We start from the raw sequence: 16,605 nt of genomic DNA on the forward strand, positions 1-16,605 counted from the left end.
AATTCAGCATGACGCCCCCGTCTCCACCGCCAGTTAAAGCCGTTATCGTCCGCACGCTGGACGAGGCGCTGGCCGCACTCGATGCGGCGCGGGAGGCCGGCGTCGCCGTCACGCTGCTTAGCCCGCCGGGCGCCGCCGGGACGATGGGGGCGGGATTCTGGCAGGCGCTGATTGAGGCTGCTGCCGAAGAACGCCCGGATGCCCGCTTCACGGCATTGCTGGATTGCGGCCCCTGGCCCGGCTTCGCGATGGCCGCCCTGCGCCAGGGCGTTAAGGGACTGGTCTTCACTGGTGACGCCCAAACCCTCATGCGCCTGCGCGGCATCGCCGAAGCCAGTGGCGCCACGATCCTGGACCGCGCGCCTGCCGCCCTCGACCCCGCCGCCCTTGACCCCGACGCCAGCCGGAACCAGCCCGCCGCCCTGCGCGTTTGGCTGGCAGGAGAGAGGCGCGATGGTTAAGGCGATCTGACAACCTCTCCGCCCGTCACCCCCGGGCCTGACCCGGGGGTCCAGGGGCCACATGCCGAAACGATGCAGGCAGAGCACCGCCCCTGGATTGCCGGGTCAAGCCCGGCAATGACAAAAGAGTGTGGCCCAGGTCAGAACTCAAACTGGCCGACCGCCACCCCCCGCCCCAGATTGCAAAAGCGGGGCGTATCGGCTATTTCGTGGGCGCGATAACGCCGTCGCGCCGAAACTGGCCGCGATGCGCCCCAGGAAACCGCACCCCGAAAGGATTTCGCCCGATGAAGATGACCCAGCGCGTCAAGAAGATCCTCGACAATTACGAATCCGATTCGCCGGGCGTGAAGGCCAACCTCGCGCGCATCCTGATGCAGGGCAAGCTGGGCGGCACCGGCCGTCTGGTCATCCTGCCGGTCGATCAGGGCTTCGAGCATGGCCCCGCGCGCAGCTTCGCGCCGAACCCCGAGGCCTATGACCCGCACTATCACTTCAAGCTGGCCATTGATGCCGGCCTGTCGGCCTATGCCGCCCCGCTCGGCATGCTGGAAGCCGGCGCCGATACCTTCGCCGGCCAGATCCCGACCATCCTGAAGGTCAATTCCTCCAACTCGCTGTCGCGCGAGAAGGAAGCCGCCAACCAGGCCGTCACCGGCTCCATCGGCGATGCGCTGAAGCTGGGCTGTTCGGCCATTGGCCTGACCATCTATCCGGGCTCCGACGCCGCCTTCGACATGATGGAAGAGGCCCGCGAACTGGCCGAGGAGGCGAAGTCGGTCGGCCTTGCCGTCGTCATGTGGTCCTATCCGCGCGGCGGCGACCTGTCGAAGCCGGGCGAGACGGCAGTGGACATCTGCGCCTATGCCGCGCATATGGCAGCCCTGCTGGGCGCCCACATCATCAAGGTGAAGCCGCCGACGGCCGCCCTGGAGCTGGACGCCGCCAAGAAGGTCTATGAGAGCAAGAAGATCCCGATCGGCACCATGACCGAGCGCATCTCCCACGTCGTGCAGTCCTCCTTCAACGGCCGCCGTCTGGTCGTCTTCTCCGGCGGCGAGGCGAAGGACCTGGACGGGCTGTACAACGAGATCCGCGAAATCCGCGATGGCGGCGGCACCGGCTCGATCATCGGCCGCAACACCTTCCAGCGTCCGCGCGCCGATGCGCTGGCGATGCTGGACACCATCGTGAAGATCTATCAGGGGAAGGCCTGACCATTCGCACCAGGCTGTATCTCGTAACGCCGCCGGAGATCGATCTGGCGGCGTTTCCCGACCGGCTCAGCCAGGCGCTGGAAGCGGGCGATGTCGCCTGCCTCCAGCTGCGGCTGAAGACCGGCGACGGCCCGGCTGACGAAGCGGTCATCCGCAAGGCGGTCGAGCGGCTGCGGCCGATCTGCCACAACCATGATGTGGCGCTGATCCTGAACGACGACCCCGCCCTCGCCGCCGAGCTGGACTGCGACGGCGTGCATGTCGGCCAGGAAGACACGCCCTACGCCGAAGCCCGGCAGATCGTCGGCCCCGACGCCATCGTCGGCGTCACCTGCCACAATTCCCGGCACCTCGCCATGAGTGCCGCCGAGCAGGGTGCGGACTATGTCGCCTTCGGCGCCTTCTTCCCGACCCACACCAAGCAGGCCAAGACCCAGGCCGATATCGAGCTGCTGTCCTGGTGGGCCGAGCTGATGGAAGTGCCCGTCGTCGCCATCGGCGGCATCACGGTCGAGAATTGCCGGCCGCTGGTCGAGGCCGGGGCGGATTTCCTGGCCGTGGTCGGCGGGGTGTGGAACCACAAGGACGGCCCCGCCGCCGCGGTATCCGCCTTCAACCGCATCTTCGACGAGGTCGAGGCGGCGCAAAAGGGCGGCAAGACGCGGAAATAACCGCCCAGCCGCCGAATAGTTGAGGCGCCCTTCTATTCCGCAAGCTCGCGCATGACCTTGATGAGGTCGGACTTGCCCTCGAAGCCGATGCCCGGCAGGTCCGGCATCACGATATGGCCGTCCTCGACCTTCACCCCGTCCGGGAATCCGCCATAGGGCTGGAACAGGTCGGGATAGCTCTCATTGCCGCCGAGGCCGAGGCCTGCCGCGATGTTCAGCGACATCTGGTGGCCGCCATGCGGGATGCAGCGCGACGGCGACCAGCCGAACTGGCGCAGCACATCGAGCGTGCGCAGATATTCGACCAGCCCGTAGGCCAGCGCGCAATCGAACTGCAGCCAGTCGCGGTCGGGGCGCATGCCGCCATAGCGCAGCAGGTTGCGGGCATCCTGATGGGAGAACAGATTCTCGCCCGTCGCCATCGGCGCGTCATAGAATTCGGAGATTGCCGCCTGAAGGGCATAATCCAGCGGATCGCCGATCTCCTCGTACCAGAAGATCGGATAATCGCGCAGCATCTTGGCGTAGGCGATGGCGGTCTCCAGGTCGAAGCGGCCATTGGCATCCACGGCGAGCCGGGCCTGCGAGCCGATCTCCTTCAGGACGGATTCGATGCGGCCGCGATCCTCATCGAGCGAGGCGCCGCCGATCTTCATCTTCACGACGGTATAGCCCCGGTCGAGATAGCTGCGCATCTCCGCGCACAGGGCGGAATTGTCCTTGCCCGGATAATAATAGCCGCCGGCAGCATAGACGAAGACCCTCGGGTCGGCCTCGCGCCCCTTCATCTCGGCCAGCAGGCGGAACAGCGGCTTGCCCTCGATCTTGGCGATGGCATCCCAGACCGCCATGTCGATGGTGCCGACCGCGACCGACCGCTCGCCATGCCCGCCGGGCTTCTCGTTGGTCATCATCCTGGCCCAGATCTTGTGCGGGTCGAGATTGGTGCCGGCCTCGTTCAGCAGGCTCTCCGGCGATGCTTCGAGGATACGGTCGCGGAAGCGTTCGCGGATCAGCCCGCCCTGCCCGTAGCGCCCGTTCGAGTTGAAGCCGTAGCCGACCACGCGGCGGCCATCGCGCACCACATCGGTGACGACCGCGACCAGGCTGGCCGTCATCTTCGAGAAATCGATATAGGCGTTGCGAATGGGCGAGGCGATCGGCTTGGTCACCTCGACGATATCGACGATCCGCATGGGGGCGCTCCTGTACTTGCTTTTGCCGGCATTGACGTTTGCGCGCGACACTAGCGCCGCACCCCGCCGCCGTCCAATGCCCATGGCGGATCAGGCCATGCCGGAACGGGATGGCTTATAACCGGCGAGTGCGTGGTGTGGATGAAACGGCGCTATATTCGCCCAGACCATCGGTGGGTATTGAACATGGCCATCTTGCAGACGACACGATTAACGCTCAGCCCCTGCCGCCCGGATGACCGGGCTGACTTCATGGCACTTGAGCTTGACCCGGAGGTGATGCGCTTTCTGAACGGCGGATACGCCGTCGATCATCAGCGAATTGATGAGAACGCAACCTTTCTGATGCCCAGAGGAACGGAGCCTTACGTCTGGACGGCGCGCCGCAAGACCGACGGCGCGTTCGTCGGATGGTTCTGCCTGTCGCCAGAAGGCGATCATTCAGCCGAACTCGGATATCGGCTGCGCCGGAATGAGTGGGGTCAGGGACTGGCTTCGGAAGGGGCTTCGGCGCTCGTCGACTGGGGCTTCAGGAACGGCGGATATGACAGCATCGTGGCGACCACGATGGCGGTGAATCTGGGATCGCGCCGCGTCATGGAAAAGATCGGCATGAAGTACATTCGCACCGTCTTTGCCGATTGGCCCGACCCCATACCGGGCAGTGAGCAGGGCGACGTCTGGTATGAGATGACGCGCCAGGATTGGCGTGGCGGCTGACCACCCCCAAACCCGAAATCCCCCCGTTTCACCGCTCCCCGCCCGCACGCTTGCCCTTATCAGGCCAAGCTGATAGCTTCCGCGCGCCCGGCACCGGGTGAAACCCGAACATCTAATGGAATCGAAGCGATGAAAATCGACGGCAACGCCATCCGCCCCGGCTACGTCATCGAATACAACAACCGCCTGTGGGTGGCGGTGAAGACGCAGCATGTGAAGCCGGGCAAGGGCGGCGCCTACATGCAGGTCGAGCTGAAGGACATCCGCGACGGCACCAAGCTGAACGAGCGCTTCCGCTCCGCCGATACGGTGGAACGCGTGCGGCTCGACCAGAAGGACATGCAGTACATCTTCGGCGACGACACCACCCTGACCTTCATGGACATGGAAACCTACGAGCAGGTCTCCATCGCCCGCGAGCTGGCCGGCGACCCCGCCGTGTTCCTGCAGGACGGCATGAAGTGCGTGGTCGAGTTCTATGAGGAAGAGGCGCTGTCGGTGCAGCTGCCGGAAACCGTCATCATGACCATCGTCGAGGCCGACCCGGTGGTGAAGGGGCAGACCGCCGCCTCCTCCTACAAGCCGGCGATCCTGGAAAATGGCGTGCGCGTCATGGTGCCGCCGCATGTCGAGAGCGGCACCCGCATCGTGGTGCGCACCGAAGACCAGACCTATGTGGAGCGCGCGAAGGGCTGACCGCCTTTCGCCGCCCTTTCCCTACGTTTCAAGACTTTCAGGACATCATGGCCGTTCGTTCCCCCCTCATCAATGTCATGGTCAACGCTGCCTACAAGGCGGCGCGCGGCCTGGTCCGCGATTTCGGGGAGGTCGAGCAGCTCCAGGTCTCCAGGAAGGGCGTGGCCGACTTCGTCTCCACCGCCGACCTGAAGGCGGAGAAGGTGCTGAAGCAGGAGCTGGGCAAGGCCCGGCCGCGCTTCTCCTTCCTGATGGAGGAAAGCGGCGCCACCGCCGCTGCCGCCGGTGGCGACCAGGAGCCGGAGGGCCGCTGGATCGTCGATCCGCTGGACGGCACCACCAACTTCCTGCACGGCATTCCGCATTTCTGCATCTCCATCGGCGTCGAGAAGGCCGGCGAGATCGTGGCCGGCGTGATCTACGAGCCGGTGCGCGACGAGCTGTTCTGGGCCGAGAAGGGCGCCGGCGCCTTCCTGAATGACCGCCGCCTGCGGGTTTCCGGACGGCGCAACCTGAACGAGGCGCTGTTCGCCACCGGCATTCCCTTCGCCGGGCGGCCGGGTCACGAAAAGCTGCTGACCGAGATGGCCGCGGTGATGAAGGTGTCGTCGGGCATCCGCCGTTTTGGCGCCGCCGCGCTGGACCTCGCCTATGTCGCCGCCGGGCGCTATGACGGCTACTGGGAAACCGGCCTGAACCCCTGGGACATCGCCGCCGGCATCGTCATCGTGAAGGAGGCGGGCGGCTTCGTCACCACCATCTCCGGCACGGGCGACCCGCTGGACAGCGGCGACATCCTCGCCGCCAACCGCGAGCTGCACGCCCCGCTCGGCAAGATCGTGCGCGAGGCCTGAGGCCGCTTATCCCGCTACCGTTTTCCCGCCACCTCCGGCGGGCAAGCGAGTTGTTCTCCCCCGTGCCATGCGATATGGTCGCAGCAGCCGGCAGCGGACCGCTTGCAGGAAGCGGTCGCATAAACGCGTGCATGGTCAAGAGGCTATGAGCCAAAAGGGCTATGGGCCACGGCAGAGGGGGACACTGACGCATGGACCAACGCAAACACGGTTTGAAACCTGCGCTCATGGCGGCGACGGCAGTGTTCGCGCTGTTGCTCGTCACGCCAGCGACCGCGCAGATCGTCATCGGCGGCGACGGCAATTCCTCCGTGACCGTGAACATGGATGTGCTCGATGGCGGCACGCGCGGGCGCCTCACCACGCCGGGCAGTGACGGCCGCATCCTGCTGATGCCGAACGCACCGCGCGAAGGCCAGGAGCGTATCGTCCTGAAGCCGCCGGCCTCGATGCGCGGCGCGGCACAGCCTGCTGCCCCCTCCTCCAGTGCACCCGCCCTGGCGGCAGCCCCGCAGCTGACCCCGCCCGCTTCGATGCGGAGCACTTCCCGTCCTGTTGCGGCACCAGCGGCCCCAAGCGTAACGCCGCCCACCGCCCCGGCAGTGCGCGCGCCGACCGCGCTGCAGCCCCAGAAGCCGGAAGCCCCGAAGGTCGCAGCACCGCAGATAGCAGCCCCCAAACCCGCCGAGACGCCGAAGCCGGCGGCCCCCGCCGCCAGCACCGAAAAGCCGCAGCGCACCGCCGCCCTGCCCTCGGCCAAGCCGGAACCGGTAACGCCGCCCGCGCCAAAAGTGGAAGCGAAGCCTGAGCCGAAAGCTGAAACCCAAACTGCGCCAAAACCCGCCGAGCAGCGCGTCGCCGCACTGCCGCCGCAGAGCAGCGCCCCCAGCCAGCCGGCACCGGCCGGCATCACCCGGCTCTCCTTCGGCTTCAATCAGGCGGAGATGGACGAGGCGGCGCGCACGCAGCTTCAGGCCGTCGCCAAGCGCCTGCAGGACAATGAATCGCTGCGCGTGCAGCTGCTGGCCTATGCCGGTGGCGAGGGCGTGTCCTCCAGCCAGGCGCGGCGGCTGTCGCTGTCGCGCGCGCTGGCCGTGCGCTCGCAGCTGATCGAGCAGGGCATCCGCAGCACCCGCATGGATGTCCGCGCGCTCGGCGATACCGACAAGGACGGCCCGGCCGACCGCGTCGATATCCGCATCGTTGACCGCTAGGGGGAATGACGGCGCGCCTTGCCGCCTCACAGCACCGGGCACGCCGCCATGACCCCGCCAAATTCCGGCTGTTAGCTGCCCTTCCCCGGCGCTGCACCACCCCATCATCAGGCCGCCGACGCCGCGGCGCGAAAGGCTGTAAACGATGAGTACGCCCAAACGCTTCCTCACCCGCATGGCGCTGTTCCTCGTCGCGGTGCTGGTCGCGGTGGCGCTGCTGTTCCCGGCCCTGCAGGTGGCTTTCCTGGCGGCGCCGATCCTGAACGGCATGATCATCGCGGTGCTGCTGATCGGCATCGTGTACAGCTTCCGCCAGGTGCTGATGCTGGGGCCGGAAGCGGCCTGGATCGACTCCTTCCGGCGCGGCGGCGCCAGCACCACCGTGCAGCGCCAGCCCCGGCTGCTGGGGCCGATCGCCAATCTGGTGACCGAACGCCAGGGCCGCGTCAGCCTGTCGGCGATGACCCTGCGCTCGCTGCTCGACGGCGTGTCCTCCAGGCTCGACGAATCGCGCGACCTGTCACGCTACATGGTCGGGCTGCTGATCTTCCTGGGCCTGCTGGGCACCTTCTGGGGGCTGATCCAGACCATCGATTCGGTCGGCAGGGTGATCTCCGGCCTGTCCTTCGCCAGCGGCGATCTGGCCACCGTGTTCCAGGAGCTGCAGGCCGGGCTGGAGGCGCCCTTGAGCGGCATGGGCACGGCCTTCAGCTCCTCGCTGTTCGGCCTGTCGGGCTCGCTGATCCTGGGCTTCCTCGATCTGCAGGCGGGCCAGGCGCAGAACCGCTTCTACAACGAGCTGGAGGACTGGCTGTCCAGCCTGACGCGCCTCGGCTCCGCCGGCCCGGTCAGCGAGGGCGACGCCTCGGTGCCGGCCTATGTGCAGGCGCTGCTGGAGCAGAGCGCGGACACGCTGGACCGGCTGCAGCGGACCATCGAGCGCGGCGAGGAAAGCCGGCGCGGCGCCAACACCAACCTGATCGCGCTGACCGAGAAGCTGAGCATGCTGACCGACCAGATGCGCGTCGAGCAGTCGCTGATGCAGAAGATCGCCGAGGGGCAGGTTGAGCTGCGCAGCGTGCTGGCGCGGCTGGCCGATGGCGGCATCGGCGCCGACGAGCAGACCCGCTCGCACATCCGCAATATGGAACTGTATCTGGCCCGCCTGCTGGAAGACAGCGCCAGCGGCCGCAACCAGGCCATCGAGGAGGTCCGCAGCGAGATCCGCCTGCTGGCCCGCACCATCGCCGCCATCGCCGAAGAAAGCCAGCGATGAGCATGGCCCGCCGCCAGCGCCGGCATCTGGATATCTGGCCGGGCTTCGTCGATGCGCTGGGCGCGCTGCTGGCCGTCATCCTGTTCCTGCTGATGGTGTTCATCGTCGCCCAGTTCTACCTGACGCAGGCGCTGTCCGGGCGCGAGCAGGCCTTGCAGCGGCTGGAACGGCAGATCGTCGAGCTGACCGACATGCTGGCGCTGGAACGCGAGACCAATGCCGATTTGAAGCTGAACATCGCCCAGCTCTCGGCAGACCTGCAGGGCTCGGTATCGGCGCGCGATGACCTGACCGCGCGCATCAGTCAGCTGACCGAACAGCGCGACACGATGGAAAGCCGGCTGGCCACGGCGTTGGCCGACCTGTCAGGCGCGCGCACCAGCCTCGATGCCGCCGAAGCCGAGCGCGGCCGCGCGATGGCCGGGCTGGAGGAGGCCTACAAGACCATCCGCGCCGACAAGGAAACCATCGAGGCGCAGCTGCGCGACCTGGAACGGCTGAACCGCGACATCGCCTCGCTGCGCAAGACGCGCGAGCAGCTGGAAGCGCGGGTGACGGAGCTGGCCGGCGCGCTGAAGGCCGCCGAGGACAAGGCCGTCGATCTGACCAAGCAGGCGGAGGTGAGCGCGGCCGAGAAGGAAGCCCGCATCCAGGCGCTGATTGCCGACCTGACGGTGGCGCGCGACCGCACGCGGGAGCTGGAAGCCCGGCTCAGCACCTCGGAAGAGCGCACCGCCCTGGCGCAGAAGGAGATCGACGAGCGCGACACGCGGCTCTCCGCGCTGCGCGGCGAACTGGATTCCGAGAAGCAAATCTCCACCGAGGCGCAGCGCCAGGTGGAACTGCTGAACCGGCAGCTGCTTGCGCTCCGCCAGCAGCTGGCCCAGATCAGCGCCGCCCTTGACGCCTCGGAGGCCAAGTCGGCCGAACAGCAGGCGCAGATCGTCGATCTCGGCCGCCGCCTGAATCTGGCGCTGGCCAGCAAGGTGGAGGAGCTGGCGCGCTACCGCTCGGAATTCTTCGGCAAGCTGCGCGAGGTGCTGGCCGACCGGCAGAACATCCGCATCGTCGGCGACCGCTTCATCTTCCAGTCTGAAGTGTTCTTCGATTCCGGCTCGGCCACGCTGGGGCTGGAAGGCCAGACGCAGCTGACCCAGCTGGCCAGCGTGCTGCTGGATATCTCCAAGCAGATTCCCGACAATATCGACTGGGTGCTGCAGGTCGAGGGCCATACCGACAATGTGCCCATCGCCACCCTGCAATTTCCGTCGAACTGGGAGCTGTCGGCGGCGCGCGCCATCCAGGTGGTGCGCCAGCTGATGGCCGCCGGCATTCCGGCGAAGCGTCTCGCCGCCGCCGGCTACGCCGACAATTACCCGATCGCCAGCAATGCGACCGATTCAGGCCGCCGGCAGAACCGCCGCATCGAGCTGAAGCTGACGCAGCGGTAGAAGGGACTAAGCGCCTGCTTTTGGCGTCGGCGTCTGCTTCCTCTCCTTGTCATTGCCGGGCTTGACCCGGCAATCCAGAGCGGCTGGCTGAAGCGCCTCAGGCAAGGCGCCGCCCCTGGACCCCCGGGTCAAGCCCGGGGGTGACAACAGAGGGTATCATCCCGAAGCATCAGGCCGCTGAGCGCTCAGCCCCACAGCTCCCGGCTGGGCGGGTGCACGAGGCTGCCCTCGTAGGTGAGGCCACCCGGACGGTCGGCAGCCAGCAGCAGCGGCGCGTCGAGATCGACCACCTTTGCCCCCTGGCCGGCGACAATGCCCGGCGCCATGGAGAGCGAGGTGCCGATCATGCAGCCAACCATAACGCCGAGACCGGCCTGCTCCGCCGCCTGCTTCAGCCGCAGCGCCTCGGTCAGGCCGCCGGTCTTGTCGAGCTTGATGTTGATCATCTCGTACTTGCCGACCATGTGCTCCAGCGAGCGCAGATCGTGGCAGCTCTCGTCGGCACAGACTGGCAGCGGATGCTCGGCACCGGCCAGCGGCGCATCGTCGGCCGCCTTCAGCGGCTGCTCGATCATCTCCACGCCAAGTTTCACCAGCGCCGGGGCATAGCGCAGGTAATGCTCCAGGCTCCAGCCTTCATTGGCATCGACGATCAGCCGGGCCTTCGGCGCGTTGCGGTGGATCGCCTCGACCCGCTCCAGATCGCCGTCGCCGGTCAGCTTCAGCTTCAGCAGCGGCCGGTCGGCGTTCTCCGCCGCGTTGCGGCCCATCGCCTCCGGCTCGTCCAGGCTGATCGTATAGGCGGTGATCAGCGGCTTCGGCGCCGGCAGGCCCGCCAGCTCCCAGACCCGCTTGCCGGCCTGCTTCGCCTCCAGGTCCCACAGCGCGCAATCGACCGCGTTGCGGGCCGCCCCGTTCTTCATGACGGTCAGCAGCTCTTCCCGCCCGATCCCGGATTCGATCAGCGGGCGCACCGCCTCGATCTCGGCGATGACGCTGTCGATGGTCTCGTCATAGCGCGCATAGGGCACGCATTCGCCGCGCCCCGCAACGCCGCCATCGGTCAGCGTGACGGTGACGACATGGGCCTCGGTGCGTGCCCCGCGCGAGATGCGGAACACGCCCCGGATCGGGAAACTCTCCCGCTGGATGGCAAGCTGGCGCATTACAGCCTGGCGACGAAATCGACGATCTTGCCGACGCCGAACCGCACCGGATCGGTGGCCGGCAGACCAGTCTCGTCCTCGGCGCGCTTCAGGAAGTCCTGCGCCTCGGCCTCCGACAGCATGGAGGTGTTGGCGGTGATGCCGCCGGCCTTGATCGCCGGGTTGGTCAGGCTGCCGCAGCGCAGATTCAGCTCGATGGTCTCCTTCAGGCTGGGCAGCTTGTAGGTCGGCAGGCCGCGCATGTGCGGGCGGTTCGCCTCGGTGCCGATGACGATGACGTCGGCCTGCGCGCCATGCAGCAGGCCCAGCGACACGCCGGCATAGGAGGCGTGGTAGAGCGAGCCCTGGCCCTCGATCAGGTCCCAATGATCCGGATCATGCGCCGGGGCCAGCCATTCGACCGCGCCGGAGATGAAGTCGGCGATCACCGCATCGACCGACACGCCGTCGCCGGCGATGAAGATACCGGTCTGGCCGGTGGCGCGGAAATCGGCCTTCATGCCGCGCTTCTTCATTTCCGCCTCAAGGGCGAGCGAGGTGAACATCTTGCCGACCGAGCAGTCGGTGCCGACGGTCAGCAGGCGCTTGCCCGGGCGCTTCACGCCGCTGGCGACGTCGAAGTCGCGGGTCGGGTGGCGCACATCGGTAATCTTGCGGCCATTGGCGGCGGCGGCTTCCTTCAGCGCCGGCACGTCGGCAACCTTCTTGTGCAGGCCGGACGAGATGTCCATGCCCAGCTCCAGGCCCTTCTTCAGCGGATCGATCCAGCTCTGCCCCATCACGCCGCCGCGGTTGGCGACGCCGACGATGATGGTCTTCACCCCGGCCTTGGCCGCTTCCTCGATGGTCATGTCGGGCAGGCCCAGATCGGCCTTGCAGCCCGGCAGGCGGAACTGGCCCAGGCACTTTTCCGGGCGCCAGAACTTCACGCCGAAGGCCGTCTTGGCGGCCAGCTGGTCGGGCGCATCGCCCAGGAACATGAGATACGGCGCTTCGATGGCGGACACGGGCCTGATCCTTCTTGCAGAAAAGGTGGATGGTCACGGCACCGCGCCGCGACCCGCTTGTAAGCGGATGAAACAACTACCGCAGGATAACGGACTCTTCAATCGGCTGCTTCAGGGGCGAGTGTCCCTGACCGGCCCACCGGCAGGCAAGGGGTAAGCTTCCCTCGTCACGCGGCCATATGCTTCGAGACGCCGCCCATAGTCATGGGCGGCTCCTCAGCATGAGGTCACCAGGAGGCACCGCCAGCATTCCCATTCTCCCCTCGCCCTGAGGAGCCGGCGTCAAGCCGGCGTCTCGAAGGGCATGGCGGCAAACTCCGCCCGTCACCCCCGGCCTTGTGCCGGGGGTCCAGGCTTCCGCTTGCTGGAGATTCGCCGAGCAGGCTGAACCCTGGATTCCCGGGACAAGCCCGGGAATGACAGCCAGAGAATGCGGCAAGGTCGCGTTTCTCTGGAAAGCCTTCCCCCTACTCCAGCGCGATGGCGGCGAGCGCGCGGCCGTAATCCTTCTCGCCGGTCAGGCAGGCGCGGCGGTAGCTGAAGAAATTCACCCGGTCGGCGCAGGTGTCGCGGTCCAGCCGCAGCACCTCGCCCAACGCCAGCCGCGACAACCGGCGCGCGACATAGCCGCCAAGGTCGAACATGAACTTTCCTTCCGCCTTGCCGGCGGAGAAGAACAAGGCGTTGGAGCGGTCCTCCTCCAGGAAGGGCGTGGGGAATTCCGGGCCGACCTCGTAGGATTCCACGCCGATGCACGGGCCGATGGCAGCGATGATGTTGGACGGTCGGGCGCCAAGCTCCACCATCGCGCGCACGGTCGATTCCAGCACGCCACCCTTCGCCCCCTTCCAGCCGGCATGGGCGGCGCCGATCACCTTCGCATCGGGATCGACCAGCAGCACCGGCGCGCAATCGGCGGTCAGCACGCCAAGGGCAATGCCCGGCACGGAGGTCACCATGGCGTCCGCCTTCGGCCCCTCGCCCGGCGCCCAGGGCTCGTTCACCGTCACCGCCTCGGCGCTGTGGATCTGGTGGCAGGTGATCAGCGCTTCCAGCGGCAAATCGAGCGCGGCCATCGCCCGCAGGCGGTTGGATGTCACGTCCTTTGGCTTGTCACCGGAGCCGAGGCCGCAATTCAGCGAACTGTACATGCCGCCGGAAACGCCGCCGCGCCGCGTGAAGAAGGCATGGCGGATACCGGGGATTTCCAGCTCGTCCAGAATGATCAAGGGGCGGCCTTTCGCCTGTACAGCTTGCGCGCCGCCGCCCGATCAGCCCCCGAAACCCGGCAATGGGCCGTCAAGGGTCGGGCCGGTCAACGCCAATATCTTGAACAGACTGCCCATTTCCCGGGCATCGATCAAGCGGCGCAACGCGGCATCCACATCCGCTGCACCTGATTGCCTTAAGGTTTCGGCGCGCGCCTCGATCCCCAGCGCCGTCAGGAAGGTGCCCTGCTCGACCGGGCCATGCGCCACGGCACCAGCCTCCACAGCGGCGCGGGCCAGCGCCTGGAAATCGACATGGGCGGTCAGGTCCGCCGTCCCGGGATCGGCCAGCGGATCGTGGAAGCGATGCGCCTTCAGCGCCTGGAAACTGTCGCCCGGCGCACTGCGCGCGGTGCCGTAATCGATCAGCAGCGCCGCCCCGCCCTCCGCCTTCAGCCGCGCGCCGATGGTGGCGGAGATCGCAAGGCCGGCGGGGCAGATTTCCGCAATGGCGCCAACGGGCGCAGTCTCCCGCACGCCGGGATCGAGCAGCGCCGCCCCGGTCGAGCGGCCGGGCGAGACGACGAAGCGGAAGCCCGTTCCAGCCTCATCCAGATCGACCAGCCTTTCGTGCCAGCCACCCGGCAGCCGTTGCAGCTGGCGGATTGGCAGCGCGTCGAAGAATTCGTTGGCGATCAGGATCATCGGCCCGTCCGGCACCGAGGCGATATCGTCATGCCATTCGACTGCCACGCCGGAGGCGGCCAGCGCCTGCTTCTGCCGGTCGCGCAGGGGACGGCTGGTCTCCACCAGATGCAGGCGGATCGATTCCCGAAAGCCCGGCACAAGGCGGGCGGCGCGCAGGAAATCCGCCATCAGCATACCGCGCCCCGGCCCCAGCTCGACCAGCCGCACCGGGTCTGGGCTGCCCATCTGCTGCCAGACCACGGCGGCCCACAGGCCGATCAGCTCGCCGAACATCTGGCTGATTTCCGGCGCGGTGGTGAAATCGCCCGCCGCCCCCAGCGGATCGCGGCTGCGGTAGTAGCCATGCACCGGGTGGCCCAGCGCTTCGGCCATGTAATCGGCGACCGTGATCGGCCCGTTGGCCGCGATGCGCCGCGCCAGCAGGGCCGCTACAGGCGTCATGCCCGCTTCGGCGTATCGTCGGACGGCTCGGCGGTCAGCGCATGGCGGACGAGCAGCAGCCCCAGCAGGATCATCGGCAGGGAGAGCAGCTGCCCCATGGTCGCCCCGAACCACAGGAAGCCGAGGAAACTATCCGGCTCCCGGAAGAATTCGCCGATGCAGCGCGCCACGCCATAGCCGGCGAAGAAGCTGCCGGCCAGCAGCCCCGGCCGGCGCTTGGCATTGAAGCCGAAGATCAGCACCGCCATCAGCACGAACAGCGCCAGCCCTTCGAGGCCGGCCTGATAGAGCTGGCTGGGATGGCGCGGCAGCGGCCCGCCATGCGGGAACACCATGCCGAGTGCGGCGTCGGTCACCCGGCCATACAGCTCGCCATTGATGAAATTGGCGATGCGCCCGAAGAACAGCCCGATGGGGGCGGCGGCGCAGATGATATCCGCCAGCGCCAGCAGCGGCAGCTTGTTGCGGCGCGCGAACAGGAAGGTCGCAGCGACCACGCCCAGCAGCCCGCCATGAAAGGCCATGCCGCCCCGCCAGACCATCATGATCTGCAACGGCTCGGCGAGGTAATAATCGGGCCGGTAGAACAGCACATAGCCCAGCCGCCCGCCGATCACCACGCCCAGCGTCGCCCAGACGATGAAATCGTCCAGCAAGCGCGGCTCGAAATGCACCGGCTCGCGCCGGGCGAGCAGCAGCGCATAGCGCCAGCCGCCGATCAGCCCGACGATATAGGCCAGCGCGTACCAGCGGATGACGAGGGGGCCAAGCTCCAGCGCGACCGGATCGATGGCGGGGAAGGTGAACACGCTGTTCTCCTAGCGATACGGGTCTTCGGCGGCGAGATAGTCCAGCACATAGCGCGACACCCCCGCCTCCAGCGACGTGAACTGCCGGTCGTACCCAGCCCGGCGCAGCTTCGCCATGTCGGCCTGCGTGAAATACTGGTACTTGCCGCGGATCGCCTCGGGCGTGTCGATGAATTCGATATCCGGCTCCTGCCCCAGCGCCCGGAACACCGCGTTGGCGAGGTCATGGAAGCTGCGCGACGCCCCGGTGCCGCAATTATACAGGCCGCTGACCGTCGGGTTGGCGTGCAGCCAGAGCATCACATCGACGCAATCCTCGACCGCGATGAAGTCGCGCAGCTGGCCGCCATCCGGATAGTCTGGCCGGTGCGAGCGGAACAGCCGCGCCGGCTGGCCCGCCGCGACGCGGTTATAGATCTGCGGCACCACGCTCATCTGCCCGCCCTTGTGATACTCGTTCGGGCCATAGACGTTGAAAAAGCGCAGGCCCGCCCATTGCGGCGGCTTGGCTGCCTGGCCGACGAAGCGGGCGACCCGCCGGTCGAAGGCCAGCTTGCTCCAGCCATAGGCGTTCAGGGGGCGCAGCGCCGCAAGATCGGCGGCGTTCATGCTGTCGGAAAAGCCCTGCGCGCCATCGCCATAGGTGGCCGCCGAGGAGGCATAGATCAGCCGCGCCCCGTTCGCCGCGCACCAGTGCCACAGGCGCTGCGGCAGGTCGATATTGGCACTGACGATCAGGTCGGCGTCGGTCGCCGTGGTCGCCGAGATGGCGCCCATATGGAAGATGGTCTCGATGGTGCCCTTGCGGGCTTCCAGAAAGTCGAACAGGGCCTCCGGCGCGATCAGGTCGGCGAGGTCGCGCTTGGCGATATTGCGCCACTTATCGTCCTGGCCCAGCCTGTCGCAGACCACCAGGTCGCGCTGCCCCGCCGCTTCAAGCGCGGCGACGAGGTTGGAGCCGATGAAGCCGGCGCCGCCGGTGACAACGATCATGGACAAGCCTTTCCGGAACCTTTTGTCGCGGGCGAGAGATTGTTCTCCGGGTATTGATCTTTCGCCCGGCGAGTTATAGTTGGCAAGTGAAGGGGCGGCAAGCGAGCCGCCCGGCACCGCGTCAGGAGTGACCAGGATGACCGCGCAGAACCGCCTGTTCGAGGATATGGCCAAGCTTGCCAGCGGCGCGCTGGGCGCGGCCGCCGGCATCCGTGGCGAGATGGAAGCCCTGTTCCGCCAGCAGATGGAGCGCGTGCTGCACGAGATGGACCTCGTCACCCGCGACGAGTTCGAGGTGGTCCGGCTGATGGCGGAGAAGGCGCGCGCGGAGAATGAGGCGCTGTCCCAGCGCGTCGCGGCGCTTGAGGCCCAGCTTGTCCAGGCAGTAAAGGCAAAGCCGGCGGCCAAGCCCGCGGCGAAAAAGCCCGCCCCGCGCCGCCAGCCGAAGCGGCCGACGCCCGCCAGTTGACACCCCATACCATATCGTCACGATAATTTAGCAGACGACACGAAATCT

Annotated in this window: 17 protein-coding genes; 10 read left to right on the top strand and 7 right to left on the bottom strand. The window is 67.3% G+C overall.

Annotated elements, in window-relative coordinates:
• Positions 1-8: 8 nt before the first annotated feature.
• The 3 genes from P24_RS19255 to thiE all read left to right on the top strand — a co-directional run bounded on the left by P24_RS19255 (position 9) and on the right by thiE (position 2,349).
• Positions 9-461, top strand: coding sequence for a hypothetical protein (locus tag P24_RS19255; RefSeq protein WP_008944937.1), 453 nt, complete (start codon positions 9-11; stop codon positions 459-461).
• A gap of 287 nt (positions 462-748) precedes the next feature.
• Positions 749-1,678 carry a class I fructose-bisphosphate aldolase gene (locus P24_RS11715; protein ID WP_008944938.1) on the top strand — a complete coding sequence of 310 codons (930 nt, stop codon included), beginning with the start codon at positions 749-751 and terminating at the stop codon, positions 1,676-1,678.
• On the top strand, positions 1,675-2,349 hold the full coding sequence (gene thiE, locus P24_RS11720) for a thiamine phosphate synthase (protein ID WP_040707474.1): 675 nt from the start codon (positions 1,675-1,677) through the stop codon (positions 2,347-2,349). The genes P24_RS11715 and thiE overlap by 4 nt, the downstream gene beginning before the upstream one ends.
• Before the next feature lie 32 nt (positions 2,350-2,381).
• On the opposite strand, the gene P24_RS11725 is transcribed toward thiE, so the two are convergent.
• The gene (locus P24_RS11725; RefSeq protein ID WP_008944941.1) at positions 2,382-3,545 is read right to left on the bottom strand and encodes a mandelate racemase/muconate lactonizing enzyme family protein; all 1,164 of its coding nucleotides are present in this window, start codon (positions 3,543-3,545) and stop codon (positions 2,382-2,384) included.
• Positions 3,546-3,731: 186 nt separating this feature from the next.
• On the opposite strand from P24_RS11725, the gene P24_RS11730 reads away from it, so the two are divergent.
• The 6 genes from P24_RS11730 to P24_RS11755 all read left to right on the top strand — a co-directional run bounded on the left by P24_RS11730 (position 3,732) and on the right by P24_RS11755 (position 9,756).
• Positions 3,732-4,265, top strand: a complete 534-nt coding sequence (locus tag P24_RS11730) for a GNAT family N-acetyltransferase (protein ID WP_008944942.1) — start codon at positions 3,732-3,734, stop codon at positions 4,263-4,265.
• A gap of 129 nt (positions 4,266-4,394) precedes the next feature.
• Positions 4,395-4,961, top strand: coding sequence for an elongation factor P (gene efp / locus P24_RS11735; protein ID WP_008944943.1), 567 nt, complete (start codon positions 4,395-4,397; stop codon positions 4,959-4,961).
• Positions 4,962-5,008: 47 nt separating this feature from the next.
• Positions 5,009-5,815, top strand: a complete 807-nt coding sequence (locus P24_RS11740) for an inositol monophosphatase family protein (protein ID WP_008944944.1) — start codon at positions 5,009-5,011, stop codon at positions 5,813-5,815.
• Between the two features lie 191 nt (positions 5,816-6,006).
• Entirely contained in the window at positions 6,007-7,029 is a 1,023-nt protein-coding gene (locus P24_RS19260) for an OmpA family protein (RefSeq protein ID WP_156816282.1), read from the top strand.
• 145 nt (positions 7,030-7,174) lie between these two features.
• Positions 7,175-8,305 (top strand): hypothetical protein, encoded by a 1,131-nt coding sequence (locus P24_RS11750; RefSeq protein WP_008944946.1) that lies wholly within the window; start codon positions 7,175-7,177, stop codon positions 8,303-8,305.
• On the top strand, positions 8,302-9,756 hold the full coding sequence (locus P24_RS11755) for a peptidoglycan -binding protein (protein ID WP_008944947.1): 1,455 nt from the start codon (positions 8,302-8,304) through the stop codon (positions 9,754-9,756). The genes P24_RS11750 and P24_RS11755 overlap by 4 nt, the downstream gene beginning before the upstream one ends.
• 185 nt (positions 9,757-9,941) lie before the next feature.
• Here the strand turns inward: P24_RS11755 and dgcA are convergent, their stop codons facing one another.
• The 6 genes from dgcA to rfaD all read right to left on the bottom strand — a co-directional run bounded on the left by dgcA (position 9,942) and on the right by rfaD (position 16,088).
• Positions 9,942-10,922, bottom strand: coding sequence for an N-acetyl-D-Glu racemase DgcA (dgcA, locus tag P24_RS11760; RefSeq protein ID WP_008944948.1), 981 nt, complete (start codon positions 10,920-10,922; stop codon positions 9,942-9,944).
• A complete protein-coding gene (gene dgcN, locus P24_RS11765) occupies positions 10,922-11,929 on the bottom strand; it encodes an N-acetyltransferase DgcN (protein WP_008944949.1) in 1,008 nt (335 codons plus the stop codon). Before dgcN ends, dgcA begins: the two co-directional genes overlap by 1 nt.
• A gap of 467 nt (positions 11,930-12,396) precedes the next feature.
• Entirely contained in the window at positions 12,397-13,158 is a 762-nt protein-coding gene (gene pgeF / locus P24_RS11770) for a peptidoglycan editing factor PgeF (protein ID WP_008944950.1), read from the bottom strand.
• Positions 13,159-13,200: 42 nt separating this feature from the next.
• On the bottom strand, positions 13,201-14,286 hold the full coding sequence (locus tag P24_RS11775) for a class I SAM-dependent methyltransferase (RefSeq protein ID WP_008944951.1): 1,086 nt from the start codon (positions 14,284-14,286) through the stop codon (positions 13,201-13,203).
• A complete protein-coding gene (gene lgt, locus P24_RS11780; RefSeq protein WP_008944952.1) occupies positions 14,283-15,095 on the bottom strand; it encodes a prolipoprotein diacylglyceryl transferase in 813 nt (270 codons plus the stop codon). Before lgt ends, P24_RS11775 begins: the two co-directional genes overlap by 4 nt.
• Before the next feature lie 9 nt (positions 15,096-15,104).
• Positions 15,105-16,088, bottom strand: coding sequence for an ADP-glyceromanno-heptose 6-epimerase (gene rfaD / locus P24_RS11785; RefSeq protein ID WP_008944953.1), 984 nt, complete (start codon positions 16,086-16,088; stop codon positions 15,105-15,107).
• A gap of 136 nt (positions 16,089-16,224) precedes the next feature.
• Between rfaD and P24_RS11790 the strand changes: the two genes are divergently transcribed.
• On the top strand, positions 16,225-16,557 hold the full coding sequence (locus P24_RS11790; RefSeq protein WP_008944954.1) for an accessory factor UbiK family protein: 333 nt from the start codon (positions 16,225-16,227) through the stop codon (positions 16,555-16,557).
• Positions 16,558-16,605 lie beyond the last annotated feature (48 nt).

Origin of the sequence: Oceanibaculum indicum P24 (assembly GCF_000299935.1) — a bacterium.
In the GTDB taxonomy this organism is placed as follows: Bacteria; Pseudomonadota; Alphaproteobacteria; order Oceanibaculales; family Oceanibaculaceae; genus Oceanibaculum; species Oceanibaculum indicum.